Annotated in this window: 12 protein-coding genes and 1 pseudogene; all 13 read left to right on the top strand. The window is 66.3% G+C overall.

Annotated elements, in window-relative coordinates; genetic code table 11:
- Positions 1-26: 26 nt before the first annotated feature.
- The 13 genes and pseudogenes from IPL89_09175 to IPL89_09115 all read left to right on the top strand — a co-directional run bounded on the left by IPL89_09175 (position 27) and on the right by IPL89_09115 (position 13,489).
- Complete coding sequence (locus IPL89_09175; protein ID MBK9063350.1) at positions 27-578, top strand: hypothetical protein; 552 nt, start codon at positions 27-29, stop codon at positions 576-578.
- Positions 575-1,362: pseudogene (locus IPL89_09170) on the top strand (collagen-like protein). The gene IPL89_09175 and the pseudogene IPL89_09170 overlap by 4 nt, the downstream one beginning before the upstream one ends.
- Positions 1,363-1,390: 28 nt before the next feature.
- Entirely contained in the window at positions 1,391-2,302 is a 912-nt protein-coding gene (locus tag IPL89_09165; protein ID MBK9063349.1) for a hypothetical protein, read from the top strand.
- Positions 2,303-2,724: 422 nt separating this feature from the next.
- Entirely contained in the window at positions 2,725-3,117 is a 393-nt protein-coding gene (locus IPL89_09160) for a hypothetical protein (GenBank protein MBK9063348.1), read from the top strand.
- 89 nt (positions 3,118-3,206) lie between these two features.
- The gene (locus IPL89_09155) at positions 3,207-5,915 is read left to right on the top strand and encodes a hypothetical protein (GenBank protein MBK9063347.1); all 2,709 of its coding nucleotides are present in this window, start codon (positions 3,207-3,209) and stop codon (positions 5,913-5,915) included.
- Between the two features lie 8 nt (positions 5,916-5,923).
- Positions 5,924-6,286, top strand: coding sequence for a VCBS repeat-containing protein (locus IPL89_09150; protein ID MBK9063346.1), 363 nt, complete (start codon positions 5,924-5,926; stop codon positions 6,284-6,286).
- A gap of 41 nt (positions 6,287-6,327) precedes the next feature.
- A complete protein-coding gene (locus IPL89_09145) occupies positions 6,328-7,368 on the top strand; it encodes a glycosyltransferase family 2 protein (protein ID MBK9063345.1) in 1,041 nt (346 codons plus the stop codon).
- Positions 7,369-7,482: 114 nt separating this feature from the next.
- Complete coding sequence (locus IPL89_09140) at positions 7,483-8,298, top strand: class I SAM-dependent methyltransferase (protein ID MBK9063344.1); 816 nt, start codon at positions 7,483-7,485, stop codon at positions 8,296-8,298.
- An 86-nt stretch (positions 8,299-8,384) separates the two neighbouring features.
- Positions 8,385-9,413, top strand: coding sequence for a FemAB family PEP-CTERM system-associated protein (locus tag IPL89_09135; protein MBK9063343.1), 1,029 nt, complete (start codon positions 8,385-8,387; stop codon positions 9,411-9,413).
- A complete protein-coding gene (locus IPL89_09130) occupies positions 9,413-10,318 on the top strand; it encodes a ChbG/HpnK family deacetylase (GenBank protein ID MBK9063342.1) in 906 nt (301 codons plus the stop codon). The genes IPL89_09135 and IPL89_09130 overlap by 1 nt, the downstream gene beginning before the upstream one ends.
- The gene (locus IPL89_09125; GenBank protein MBK9063341.1) at positions 10,315-10,929 is read left to right on the top strand and encodes a GNAT family N-acetyltransferase; all 615 of its coding nucleotides are present in this window, start codon (positions 10,315-10,317) and stop codon (positions 10,927-10,929) included. Before IPL89_09130 ends, IPL89_09125 begins: the two co-directional genes overlap by 4 nt.
- Positions 10,926-11,822 carry a SpoIID/LytB domain-containing protein gene (locus IPL89_09120; GenBank protein MBK9063340.1) on the top strand — a complete coding sequence of 299 codons (897 nt, stop codon included), beginning with the start codon at positions 10,926-10,928 and terminating at the stop codon, positions 11,820-11,822. The genes IPL89_09125 and IPL89_09120 overlap by 4 nt, the downstream gene beginning before the upstream one ends.
- Positions 11,819-13,489, top strand: coding sequence for a molybdopterin-guanine dinucleotide biosynthesis protein MobB (locus IPL89_09115; GenBank protein MBK9063339.1), 1,671 nt, complete (start codon positions 11,819-11,821; stop codon positions 13,487-13,489). The genes IPL89_09120 and IPL89_09115 overlap by 4 nt, the downstream gene beginning before the upstream one ends.
- Positions 13,490-13,500 lie beyond the last annotated feature (11 nt).

Genomic DNA, 13,500 nt, shown 5'->3' with positions numbered 1-13,500 from the left:
CTCGACGGGCGTCACGGGTTCGACTGGTGCAACGGGACCGACGGGCCCGGAACAGGTTCAACGGGTGTTGCTGGCGCAAAAGCGGCGACCGGGCCGATCGGTTCGACGGGCGCTACTGGCGCAAGCGGGCCGACCGGTTCGACCGGTTCGACTGGCGTCACGGGTCCGACTGGCGCAACAGGTCCGATTGGCCCGACTGGTCTGACCGGTGTTACTGGCCTCAACTGGCGCAACCGACCTACCGGCTCGACAGGCGTCACTGGCTCAACTGGTGCGACCGGCTCGACTGGCGCAACGGGTCCGATTGGCCCGACCGGTTCGACCGGCATCACGGGTTCAACTGGTGCGACTGGACCGACGGGTTCGACTGGCGTCATTGGCGCAAGCGGAGCAACCGGGCCGACCGGTTCGACGGGCGTCACAGGTTCGACTGGCGCGACGGGCCCGACTGGGCTGACCGGTTCGACAGGCGTCACCGGCGTCACGGGTTCAACTGGTGCGACCGGGCCGAAGGTCGACTGGCGCAAGCGGACGCGACCGGGGGTTCAACTGGCGACCGGACCGACCGGTCTGACTGACTGGCGTCACGGGCGCAAGCGGAGCAACCGGGCCGACCGGTTCGACGGGTGTCGACGGGCGCGACTGGTTCAACTGGTGCGACGGGCCGACAGAGGCGCGGCAGGCGGGCGTGGTTGCAAGCGGCGCGCGGCGCCGGGTCCCGGGGCGACGGCCGACGGGTCCGACAGGTTCGACGGGCGTTACTGGCGCAAGCGGAGCAACCGGACCCACGGGTTCGACCGGCGTCACGGGTTCGACTGGCGCGACGGGCCCGACGGGTCCGACAGGTTCGACGGGCGTTACTGGCGCAAGCGGAGCAACCGGGCCGACCGGTTCGACCGGACCCACGGGTTCGACGGGCGCGACTGGTTCCACTGGTGCGACGGGACCGGTTGACGGGCCGGGCGGACAGGTTCCACGGCCGGCGTCACGGGCGCAAGCGGAGCGACCGGACCCACGGGTTCGACTGGTGTCACGGGTTCGACTGGCGCAACGGGTCCGATTGGCCCGACCGGCTCGACGGGTGTCACGGGTTCAACTGGTGCGACGGGCCCGACGGGTCCGACCGGTTCGACGGGCGTCACGGGCGCAAGCGGAGCAACCGGACCCACGGGTTCGACTGGCGTCACGGGTTCGACTGGCGCGACGGGCCCGACTGGGCTGACCGGTTCGACAGGCGTCACTGGCTCAACTGGTGCGACCGGCTCGACTGGCGCAACGGGTCCGATTGGCCCGACTGGCTCGACAGGCGTCACTGGCGCAAGCGGCGCGACCGGACCGACCGGCTCGACTGGTGTCACGGGTTCCACTGGCGCGACGGGGACCGACTGGGCTGACCGGTTCGACAGGCGTCACTGGCTCAACTGGTGCGACCGGCTCGACTGGCGCAACGGGTCCGATTGGCCCGACTGGCTCGACCGGCGTCACTGGCGCAAGCGGAGCAACTGGGCCGACTGGCTCGACTGGCGTCACGGGCGCAAGCGGAGCAACTGGACCCACGGGCTCAACGGGCGTCACTGGTTCGACTGGTGCGACGGGACCGACTGGACCCACGGGTTCGACTGGTGTCACGGGTTCAACTGGCGCAACGGGACCGACGGGCCCGACAGGTTCAACGGGTGTTACTGGCGCAAGTGGCGCGACCGGACCGACCGGCTCGACTGGCGTCACTGGCGCAAGCGGAGCAACTGGGCCGACAGGTTCGACTGGCGCAAGCGGCGCAACCGGGCCAACTGGTTCGACCGGTGCCACGGGTTCGACGGGTCCGACAGGTTCGACCGGCTCAACCGGGCCTACCGGTTCGACGGGCGTGACTGGCTCAACTGGCGCGATTGGCCCGACCGGTTCCACCGGCGTCTCTGGCGCGACTGGCGCGACGGGACTCACCGGTCCGACCGGTCCGACGGGTGCGACGGGTGCGACCGGTGCGACCGGTGCCTTTACGGGTATCTACGCGATTCGGACCGTCACCGCAACGACGACGCTGCTCAGTACGGACCAGGTGGTCCTCTGCAACGCCACGGCCGCCACCGTCCTCACGCTGCCTGCAGCCGGTTCGAATACGGGTCGGATGATTACGATCAAGCGGATCGGGGGCTCGACCTGTCAGGTGACGCCTATCTCGACGACGGACTACGCGGCCGGCAACCTCCCCCTGGTAGCCCCTGCGAGCAACCCTCCCACCAACAGCATCGTCACCGTGATCTCCAACGGCGCGACTTGGTACGTGCTCAACCACCACTGAAACGAGGGCAAGTCCTTCTCGCGGGTTTCGAACAGCGGGCGTTCCGGCCCGCTGCTTCGCTTTTCGTGCCGCCTAGCGTGCTCGTTCAACGACGCAGGCACTGCCCTTCTCAGTTGCGGGCGGTCGTCGACTGCCCGCTGTCGAACGATCGATGTCGGTTCATTTTGGCCACACACGAGAAGGACGCTCTATGATCGCCGCATCATGAAACACGCGCGAGTCATCTCCGGTTTCTCATGCCGCTCGTACTCCGGGTTGGTCATGGCCTGCTCCAGGACGGAGGAGTCGCCTGACACGCTGATGACGCGAGGGGTCGACTCGCTTTACACCAGGAACGACCCGGAAGCGGCGGTCGCGGCCTTCGCAAGGTCCTCGCGAAGAACCCGGAGCATTACGGCGCCAACTACCAGCTTGCGGTAGCGTTGGACCGCAGCGGAAAACCCGCGCAGGCGCAGCCCTACTGGGAGAAGTCGCTCGCGATGGCCGCGGCCATCAAGGACGAGACGACTGCCGATACGGCGCGCAAGCGGCTTGGGCTGCCGGGACCCTCGCCCGAGGATGCGGCGATGAAGGCAGGGCTCGCCGCCCTCTACGAGAAGAAGGACGCGGTCGCTGCCGCCGGCGATTTCCGCAGAGTCCTGGAAATGGACCCGAACCACTACGGCGCCACATTCCAGCTCGCGAAAGCGCTCGATCAGGCGGGAAATCCCGCAGAGTCGCGCCCGTTCTGGGAGAAGGCCCTCAAGATGGCGGAAGGCTACAAGGATGCCGAGACGGTGAAGGTGGCTAAGGAGCGGCTCGCTCGGCGCCCCTGACACCTTACCTGGATCACCAGGATCTTCCGGGCGGCGTTTTGTCGTCGGGTAAACTGAAGAGAAGCCCGATGGAGCACATTTCGAGTCTGGTGTTTCCACTCCTGCGTTTGATCCTCGCCGGTGCGGTCCTTCTCGTACCCGCGTGGTGGGGGGCGGGACGGCTTCATGACGACAGGACGATCCCCTTCTTCCGGCTCCTCTGCTCGATCGGCCTGGCGCTCGTCGGTTACGTCGCCTTCGTCAATTTGCTGGGCCTGCTCACGGGGAACTCGATCGCCGCCGTTCTGATCTACCTTCTGCTGAACGCGATCTGGGGCGGGCTGCTGCTGTGGCGCCGGCCGGCGGACGAGCTTCGTCCCGTCGGTCTTCTTTCGACCTGGCGCGCGTGGCTCGCGCCCGTCGCCGTCGCCTGCGTGCTGGGCCTGCCGCAGTGGTTCTTGGCGGTGAGCACGAACTACTGGGATGAGGCGGCCAGCAGCGCGATCCACCTCACGGCCCCCAACCAGTTCGCCGAGGGGATCTTCCCGCCCCGGCACAACGCGCTGCCGGACGTCAGCATCAAGTACCACTACGCCTTCGCCATTCTCTCGGGCACGGTGAGGTGGCTGTTCGGTGTCTCGGCCAACGTCGCCGTTGATCTCGTCAGCACCGGTCTCTGGCTCTTTGTCTTCCTATTTGTCCTCTTCTGGTTTCGCAAGCTCGAGTTCGACCGCTTCGCGGCAACGTGGGGAGCGTTCAGCGTATTGCTTGGAGGGGGGCTCGCCTGGCTCTACCTGCCGCGCACCGAGGCCTACAGCGGTGTCTTGAAGGTTCCACCGGCCTCTGACCTGCTGTACCGCTACGACGCCGCGAAGAGCTGGCTCGCCAACCTGAAGGGCATGGGGCAGGTTCCGAGCTTGCACCTGCGCAACGCGGACGGAAGCATCTCGAACCTGCCGTGGGACATAGCCGCGCAGTTCCAGCAGCACGCCGTCTCCCTCGGGATTGCGATGACTCTGTTCGCGCTCTATCTCTTCACGACCTGGCGGAAGCGCGGCGATCTTCAGCGGCCGCTTCTCGCGGCCAACATTGTCGCGTTCAGCGCGGTGTTCCTTGGCCATGCCGTGTTCGGGACGGTTGCCGCCGCCACCGCGGGCACGTGTCTGCTCCTCTCGTGGGTGCGGCAGGCATTTTTCATCGAGGTCGAAGACGCTGGCGCTGATAGCCTCCAGGCGAGGAAAGAGGCGAGCAACACTCGCCGCGAGAAAGCCAGGGCGGCGTTCATGGACGGGCTGCTCTTCGTCCCCGGCGTCGCCGCGCTTGCGTCCCTGCACGGGGGGATGCTGGCAAGAGGAGCGCAATACGGTGCGGGAGCGGGCTTCACGAGTGTACGCCGGGGATTCGGATATTCGGTGGGCGGGCTCTCGGGCTTTCTCCACTGGAACATCGCGGGCTTCGGCCTGCCCCTCGCTCTGGCGATTCTTGCGTGGTGCCTCCACCGCCGCCGTCGCGACTCCGCGGCTGTCGAGCGAAACGTCCTCTTCACGGCGCTGACCGTTCTTGGCGTCTTCTCCTATCTCGTTCCCCAGCTCGTCTTCTACTCCTCGGAGACAAGCGGCGTCGAGCAGTTCACCGAGATCAGCAAGTTCTTCTTCACCGCTCACTTCGCGCTGGCCCTGCTTTCCGCCTTCGGCGTCGCGTATCTGAGGCGCATCGGACGGTTGCCGGTCATCGCTGCGTGCCTTCTGGCGGCGATAACTCCCGTGGCCTTCTGCTGGGTGAATTCCGTCGATGCGAAGGGCAAGTGGCTCGGCTTCTACCATTCTCCGTACTTTTCGAATTCAATCGAGGAGCAAATGGGGAAGGCGTTGGGCCGCTTGAAGAAGACCAATCACGACGTCTACTTCGACGCGTCTGCCGACGAGCGCCGCCACCACCATCTCAGCGAGATGCTCATCTTCGGCGGCAGCATGTTCACCATGACCCCAAGCCGCTTTGAGCGCACCGGTGTTGGATTCCGCCTCTCTGAGGAGGTGGTCGCTCGGCGCTTCGTGCAGAACAGCCGCATCGCGCGCCTCCTGCCCGGGGCCGCCGAGGAGGCGGGCTGCGGCTGGTACTACTCGCGTCCCTTCAACGACCTGGCGCTCGCGCCCGTGATCGTCCGCAGCCGGCTGGGCAAGCTTCTTGCCGAGGGGAACTTCGTCCACAAGTTCGGGGCGGGGGAACGCGCGCTCTATGCCATCGAGAAGCCGACGGCCGACCTCGATGGGGACATCGAGCGCTATTGGAGCCCCAACCTCGTGACTCCGGCGCACGCAGACTGCGACGGGGATGGGAAGGGCGATCTCATCTTCTTCGACTACGTCGCAAAGAGAATTCTCTGCGGCCGGACCGTGGTCGACCTGCCGGACTCGTTGCGCGGGGAATTCGTGAACCTTTACGTCGGCCGGTTTCCCGGCGAGGTGAAGGCGGAGTTTCTCGTCGGCCGGATGAAAGACACGCGCTTTCGGTTGGGGAAGCGTATCGAAGACGTCGTCGAGCTGAACGACTGGGCCTGGAACTATCGCGACTCAAAGGCGCGGGCTGGCGGCCCGAGTATGACCGCTGGTGTTGGGACCTGGACATACCCTTTCTCGCCGACCTCGATCACGGTGGTTTCGACAGTCATCTCGCCTATCGGCCGGAGAGCGGCGAATGGATGCTTGCCCCCTATCAGAGCCTCGCCGGGCCCAAGGTGGCCAAGGAGCTTCTGCCGGTGCCTTTTGGAGGACGATTCCTCGCCGGATCGAGAGGTGACCTCGGCGTCTGGTCCATCATGAACGGGACGGTGACGCTGCAGACCATCGCCACCGGCAAGAGCGTCGTCTTCAGGTGGGGCGGCTCCCGTGGCTTCATCCTCGTGCCCGGCGACTACGATGGCGACGGCTATGATGAAATCGGGGTGTTCAACCGGGGCGATCTCGCGTGGTACTGGCGCCAAGCGCCGGACGGTCCCATTTCGACGGCGGCGTTTGGATCGAGGACGGGCATTCCCGTTCCATATGACTACAATCACGATGGGCGCCTCGACCTGGCCTACTGGGAGCCGCGTGAGGGGAAGATTTACGTTTCCTTCAGCCTAGGCCGGTCCGTGGACCGGATCGTGCAAGTCCCACCGCACTCCATTCCGGCCTTTGTCAACATGTACTGAGTATCCTGATGGCGATACCAAGGAGGAGGTTCGGTTAGTCCATGCACCGGCATCCAGAGCAAACGCGCCCCGCTGAGGAAGCGCAGAGCGACCAGAGTGGCTTCATTTCCGTGGTCGTACCCTGCTACAACGAGTCGGAAGTCATCGGACTGTTCTACGGGGAGATCCGGCCGGTCCTCGCAGCATTGGAGCATCTGGATTTCGAGCTGATTTTCGTCGACGACGGAAGCAGCGACTCCACGCTGGATCAGCTCAACCGCATCGCGGAAAAAGACCCTGCCGTGCGTGTCTATTCGCTCTCGCGAAACTTCGGTCACCAGATCGCGCTCACGGCAGGCCTTGACGCCGCGGCGGGCGATGCGGTGATCACGATGGATGCCGATCTCCAGCACCCGCCATCCCTGATCCCGGAGATGGTCCGCCAGTGGCGAGAAGGCTACGACATCGTTTCGGCCATACGGGAGCGGACCGAGGGGGAGACGTGGTTCAAGAACCTGACCTCGCGGGGGTTCTACATGCTGCTGAACTTTCTCAGCAGCACGAAGGTTCCCGAGGGAGCGGCGGATTTCTGCCTGATCTCGCGCCGGGTCGCCGGGTCGATGCGGGACATGCCCGAGCGCCATCGCTTCGTTCGGGGGCTTATCTCCTGGGCGGGTTTTCGCAGGGCGTTCGTCGCGTACCAGGCTCCGCGACGGGCCGCGGGACGGACGAAGTACGGCCCCGTCAAGATGGTCGCTCTCGCCCTCGACGCCGTGTTCTCCTTTTCTGCCCAGCCGCTCCGTCTTGCGCTTCGGGTGGGCCTCACGGTTACCGTCCTGGGTTTCGCCTATCTGGCCTGGACTCTGATCAAGGGCTTCTTGCTCCACGCGCTCGTCCCCGGGTACTCCTCTCTGATCGGCGTGACGATGATCCTGGGCGGCTGCCAGCTCGTGTTCATTGGGCTGATCGGGGAGTACCTCGCTCGCGTGTTCGAGCAGGTCAAGGGGCGGCCTATCTATCTGCTCAAGCAGGAACCGCGCCAAGCGAGACGGCCGGCGGCGATCGGCCCGGCGCCGCCCGACGAAGCGGAGAATCCCGGCTGACCCGGCCGGGCCCACGAGAAGCCGTGTTCCGCACGTTGACGGTCGTGTGAACCACTGTATATTGCCAAGATGTCCGAGGCGTGCCCGCTCTGTACGTCGGATCGCTGCCAGATCATGTTCGAACTCAACGGCTACCGTATTGCTGCGTGTCGCGAATGCGGATTCGAGTACCAGCCCGGTTTTCGCGGCGGAGGCGGCGAAGAGGGCGTGTTCTCACAGCACTACTACCGCGTGCTGCAGCAGGAGGCGTTCGAAGCGCAGTTCGACGATTATGAGCGGGATCCCAGCGCCCCGGTTTACCGCCGGTGGCTCCAGAAGATCGAGGAACGAGTTCCGCCCGGGAAAATCCTCGATGTCGGGTCGGCGCTGGGAACTTTCCTCAAGATCGCCGCGGGCCGCGGCTGGAAGCCCCAGGGCGTCGAGATCAGCCGTTTCGCCGCCGAGTTTGCACGCGAAAAGCTCGGATTGACCGTCTTCAACGGCGACCTGCAAGACTTCGCGGGTGAAGACGGGGAATTTGACGTCGTTACCTTCTGGGATTCGATCGAGCATGTCACCCGTCCCAGGGAAAATCTGCAAACGGCGGCCCGACTGCTCCGCCCCGGAGGCCTGATGCTCCTGTCGACGGACAACTTCGATTGCCTCGTGGGCGACGTCTCCCGCTTGGCGTACCGGCTGAGCCTCGGAAGGTTTCGATACCCGATGGAGCGGGTCTTCATCGAGCCCAACCGGTCGTATTTCACGGAGAAGACCTTTCGAGGCGCGCTCGAATCCTGCGGTCTGCGTATGACCACATTCGAGAAGGTGGAGTATCCACTCGAGAAGATAAAGACCAGCCTCGTGGAGCGCTGGATTCTTAAGGGGTTCTATGGTGCGGCTCATCTTCTCAACCGCCAGGCGCAGATGACGGTGCTGGCCGAGAAGCCGTAACGCTTCGCGGGAGACGATGGCAAGGCCGACGGATTCTTGAGCGCAGGTTGCCGGGGCATGCGTCCCGATTGGCAGGTTCGACGAGCGTGAACATCAGTCAAATCGGCACGGGCGAGGACGAGGACCGCTGGGACGCCTACGTGGGTCCGCGGACGACCACCGTTACCGACCTGGCCGCCTGGCGCCGCGTGGTTCGCGAAACCTATGGATTGCGGTCCACGTTCCTGACCGCGACCGAAGGGGATCGCCTCGTCGGAGCCCTGGGCCTGTTCGAGGTGCGTCACCCCATCTTTGGCCACTATCTTGCGACGGCCGCCTACGGGAACGACGGCGGTCTGCACTTCGAAGACGAGACGGCGAGAGACGCGCTTCTCGCGGAGGCGAGAAGCGTCGCGGACCGCCGGGACGTTGACTACCTCCTCGTGCGGACCCGGGGTGGGCCGCTGGACGGATTCCGCGTGGATCGCCATTATCGAACCGCCGTCATCGACCTCGCCGGTGGAGCGAAGAATGTCTGGAACAACATCCTGCCGGCAAAGACTCGTAACCAGGTCCGGAAGGGGATGAAGGAAGGGTTCTCGGTCGAGGTCGGTCACCGTCAGATGCGACCGTTCTTTGATGTCTTCCACGAGCACATGCGCGATCTGGGCTCGCCAGCGCACCGAATTCGGTTCTATGAATCCGTCGTCAAGCACCTGGGCGAGAAGGCGGAGTTCTTCGTGGTCATGGAAGGCGATGCTCTCGTGGCGGGAGGCCTGCTTCTCTGGACGAACGCGATCGCAATGAACTATCACACCGTGGCCCTCCGAAAATACAATTCCCGCTGTCCCAACTACCTGCTCTATTGGAAGATGATCGAGGCGAGCATCGAGCGCGGCTGTCTCCGTTTCGACATGGGCCGGTCGGAAGAGGAGAGCCCGAACCTCAAGTTCAAGATGCACTGGGGTCCCGAGCCGTTGCCGCTTTACTACAACTACTATTTGCGGAAGCTGAAGGAGATCCCGTACGTCGATCCGCGCAACCCCCGCTATCGAATTCCGATCGCAATCTGGCAACGGCTACCGGTGTTCTTGAGCAAACAGCTCGGGCCCTCGCTCATGAGCGGGCTGATCTGATGGTGGGCGTCCTGGTCGTCAACGCCGACGACCTTGGCGTCTCGAGGGGCGCCACCCTCGGCGTCGTCAGGGCGCACCGCGAGGGTGTTGTGACGAGCGCCAGCCTGGTGGCGACCACGCCCTTCTATGAGCACGCCATCGAGTCCTGCGTTCGGGAGTGCCCAGACCTGGGAGTCGGGCTGCATTTCACACTGACTTCGGGACGACCGGTGAGCCCCGTCCGCCACGTTCCCTTGCTCGTCGATGGGAACGGGTTTTTCCGCTGGCGGTTCCTCTCTTTGCTTCGCGCTTCCTCTGTGCGCGTGCCTCCGGGCCTGCTCGAGCAGGTGGAGATCGAGCTGGAAGCCCAGCTCCAGCGCCTGATCGGCGACGGCGTCAAACCCGATCACATTGACGGCGAACGGCACATTCATCTCATCCCCGCCATCTTCGAGCGGGTCGTCGCGGCGGCCAGGCGGCACGGCATCCCGTTCGTGCGCCTGGGGCGGGACGCCGGATGGGACCATGTCAGCCCCGCCCGGGCGGCCGGGCTCGCGCTCGCGGGCGGGTTCGTGAAGTCCTGGCTCCTGTCCCGACTGACGGCGCTGGATCGGCGGCGACTCGGCGGTGGAGTCTTCTACGCGGAGCACGTCGCAAGCTATCTGTACTCGGGCCGGCTCGATCTGCTGTTGGCGACTGTTCTGAAGAACCCGCCGCCGGACGGAGCGCTCGAGATCATGGTGCACCCGGGCGTGCCGGAGGAGAGCCGGAACGTGTCGCTGGGAAACCGCGAGCTGGAGCGTTACCTCGTGTCGGAAGGACGCCGCCGGGAAATGGAGGCGTGCATCGCGTCCCGCGGCCTGCTTAGCGGGTGGACGCTCACGACCTTCGGGCAGCTCGCGCGGGAACGGTCGAACCGGCGATGATCGTTCCCTTCGGCCCGGAGCACGTGAATCAGGTCGCGAGGCTTCACTGCGCTACGCTCACCGGCTTGCTTTCGAAGTTGGGGGGAGCGGCCGCTCGCGCCTTCTACGCCGGTTGCGCCAGGGCGGGAACGGCCGCCGCCTTCGTGTACGTGTTTGAAGGGGAGGTTCGCGGCTTCGTTCTTGGATCCACGCGCCCCGACATGCTGAAGCAGGCCGTCGTACGAAAGAACCCGGTCGGGACGCTGGCGGGCATGCTCGTCGGTATTCTCAGGAAGCCCGCGGGGCTGGCATGGCTCTTAAGAAGTTTCAAAGGCCCGGACGAGGGCGGCTACGACCCTCGGGCCCCGGAGTTGACCTATCTTGCTGTCGCGCCCGAGGGCCGTGGGAGCGGGATCGGGAAGCGTCTTGTCGACGCGTTCACCCTTGCCATGCGCGATGCTGGCATTCCCGCGTACGAACTGAGCGTCGACGACGACAACGAGGGGGCGATCGCCTTTTACGAGGGGCGGGGATTCAGGCTGATTGGGCGCTATCGCGAGTTCGGCGCGCTGCACCGTAGGTACCTTCTGCAGACGGCGCTGCCCTCGACTGACCGAATCGTGAGCACGTGAACCGGCGGCACTTCCTCGTGACGCTCTTCGGCCTGGCCGCGTCCACGCGCGCGCCCGGCGCTGTGCCCGTGCGGCGCATCCTCCGCCTGAGGACGGGCCGCGTCGAAGAGATCCCGCTCGAGGACTACGTCGCGGCGGTGCTTCCGCCCGAGATCGGCGGGCGCGCGCCGGCGGCGGCTCTCGAAGCGCAGGCCGTCGCGGCGCGTTCTTACGCGGTCGCGCGGGCCGAGCGCCACGCCGAGGGCGGAGCCGACCTGTGCGACGGGACACACTGTCAGGTCTACACGGGCCTCGGAGCCGCGACGCCGGCGTCGCGCGCGGCCGCGGAGGCCACGGCCGGTCTCGTCCTCGCGCAGGGGAGCCGCGTGATCGCGGCGCCGTTCCACGCGGTGTGCGGCGGGCGCACGGCGCGCCCTCGCGACGTGTGGGACGACGAGGAGACGCCGGATCTCGAGCCGGTCGACGACGACGCGTGCCTCTCGGCGCCGGGAGCCGTCTGGACGTTTTCGCTGGCGCGCCGGGACCTGCCGCCGCTCGCTGCGACCGTAGGGTTTCCGGAAGGACGGCTTTTCGAGATCTACGGGCACGACTCGAGCCGGCGCGTCTCGATGGTGCGCTTCGCCGCGCCGGGAGGCGCCTCGAGGATCGTGCGCGGGTTCGAATTCCGGAAGGCGGCGTCCGGCCTCTGGGGATGGGCGTCCGTGCGGTCGACGGACTTCGAGGTGGAGGAGTCCCGCGCGGCGTATCTCCTCCGCGGCCGTGGCACGGGCCACGGCGCGGGCCTCTGCCAGGCGGGCGCGATCGCGCGCGCCAAGCGTGGGGAAACGCGCGACGCGATCCTCGCGCTCTACTACCGCGGGGCATCCGTCATCCGGCTAGACTCGCGGGCGTGAGCCGCCTCGAGTCCGGTCTCGACGTCCTCCTTGGGGGAGGCGCCCCGCATCCGCGCGGGCGCCTCGGCCTTCTCTGCAACCCCGCCTCCGTCACGCTCGACTTCGTGCCGGCGCCGCAGGCCCTTCTCGCGGCCGGTCTCGACGTACGGGTCCTGTTCGGCCCCGAGCACGGGCTGACGGGCGCGGCCCAGGACATGGAAGCCGTTGCGGCGGGGGAGCCGTCGCGCCTGCCCGTGATCTCGCTCTACGGCGAGACGTTCGACGACCTCTCGCCGAGGGACGAGCACCTCGAAGGCCTCGACGCCGTCGTCTGCGACCTGCCGGACGTCGGGAGCCGCTACTACACGTTCGTCTGGACGATCGCGCTCGTCATGAAGGAGTGCGCGAAGCGGAAGATCCCCGTCTGGGTTCTCGACCGGCCGAACCCTCTCGGCGGCGAGGTCGTCGAGGGGAACCTCCCCGAGGAGAAAAACCTCTCCTTCGTCGGCCTCTACCCGGTGCCCGTGCGGCACGGGATGACGCCTGGCGAGATCGCGCGCTGGACGAACGCGTCGCAGGGTTTCGGTTGCGATCTCACGGTCGTGCCGATGCGCAAGGGCGGCCGCGCGCCGACGCGCCGCGAGATCGCCGAGACGCCCGCGTGGGTCCTCCCGTCTCCGAACATGCCGACGCCGGAGACGGCGCTCGTCTATCCCGGTGCCTGTCTCCTCGAGGGCACGAACCTCTCCGAAGGGCGCGGCACGACGCGGCCGTTCGAGCTCCTCGGCGCGCCGTGGCTCGACGCGGACGAAGCGGCGGAGCGCGCGAACGCGCTCGGGATGCCCGGCGTCGCGTTCCGCCCGCACGTCTTCAAGCCCACGTTCCAGAAGCACGCGGGCAAGACGTGCGGCGGCGTGCAGGTGCACGTGACGGACGCGGCCGCGTTCCGCCCGTACGAGACGTACCTGCGCCTCCTCAAGGCGCTCTTCGACATGGACCCGGACCGCTTCCGCTGGCGGACGGAGAAGTACGAGTATCGCGACGACGTCCCCGCGATCGACCTCCTGACCGGCACGGCGACCTACCGGCGGCTTGTTGCGGCCGGGGAATCGCTGGACGGCTGGATCGCGACCTTCCGAGGCGACGAGGCACGATTCGTCGAGCAGCGGCGGCCCTACCTGCTCTATTCCACTCGAAGAAATTCTCCGAGAGTCCTCCTCGTCACCGGCGCGCACGAATCGGGCAAGACGACGGTGGCCGTTCAGATCATCGAGTCGCTCGTGAAGCAGGGCCTGAGGGTCGGCTCGCTCAAGCACACGGACCACGAGTACGAGACGGATGTCGAGGGAAAGGACTCGCAGCGCCACAAGGCGGCGGGCGCGAACCCGGCCGCGCTGGTGGCTGGAGGCAGGAGTGCGGTCCACCGGCAGGCGCCCGAACGACCGGCGCTTTCGGATTTCTTAGAAGGTGAATATGGGCTGGGTTCTTGCGACGTCGTGATCGTCGAGGGTTCCGGAGCGAGGCGTACCCGAAGATCGAGGTCTGCCGGGCCGCGACCGGCCGCGCCCCGCTGTGCGAAGCCGACCCCAACGTCCTCGCCGTCGTCACCGACCACCCGACGCAGCACTCCTCTTCGATCCCCCGATTCACATTCTCAGAAATCCCCTCTTCTCTTCTCCTCTTTCTAAGAGAATCCCAG

Source organism: Acidobacteriota bacterium (assembly GCA_016716715.1).
In the GTDB taxonomy this organism is placed as follows: domain Bacteria; phylum Acidobacteriota; class Thermoanaerobaculia; order UBA5066; family UBA5066; genus Fen-183.
The sequence above is the reverse complement of the archived record's forward strand: the minus strand, read 5'-3'. Positions and strand labels throughout refer to the sequence as shown.

Excerpts from the sequence above, each read along its gene's own strand:
- IPL89_09130 (MBK9063342.1), top strand. The coding sequence starts at position 9,413 with ATGGTGGGCGTCCTGGTCGTCAACGCCGACGACCTTGGCGTCTCGAGG.
- IPL89_09145 (MBK9063345.1), top strand. The coding sequence starts at position 6,328 with ATGCACCGGCATCCAGAGCAAACGCGCCCCGCTGAGGAAGCGCAGAGC.
- IPL89_09140 (MBK9063344.1), top strand. The coding sequence starts at position 7,483 with ATGTTCGAACTCAACGGCTACCGTATTGCTGCGTGTCGCGAATGCGGA.
- IPL89_09125 (MBK9063341.1), top strand. The coding sequence starts at position 10,315 with ATGATCGTTCCCTTCGGCCCGGAGCACGTGAATCAGGTCGCGAGGCTT.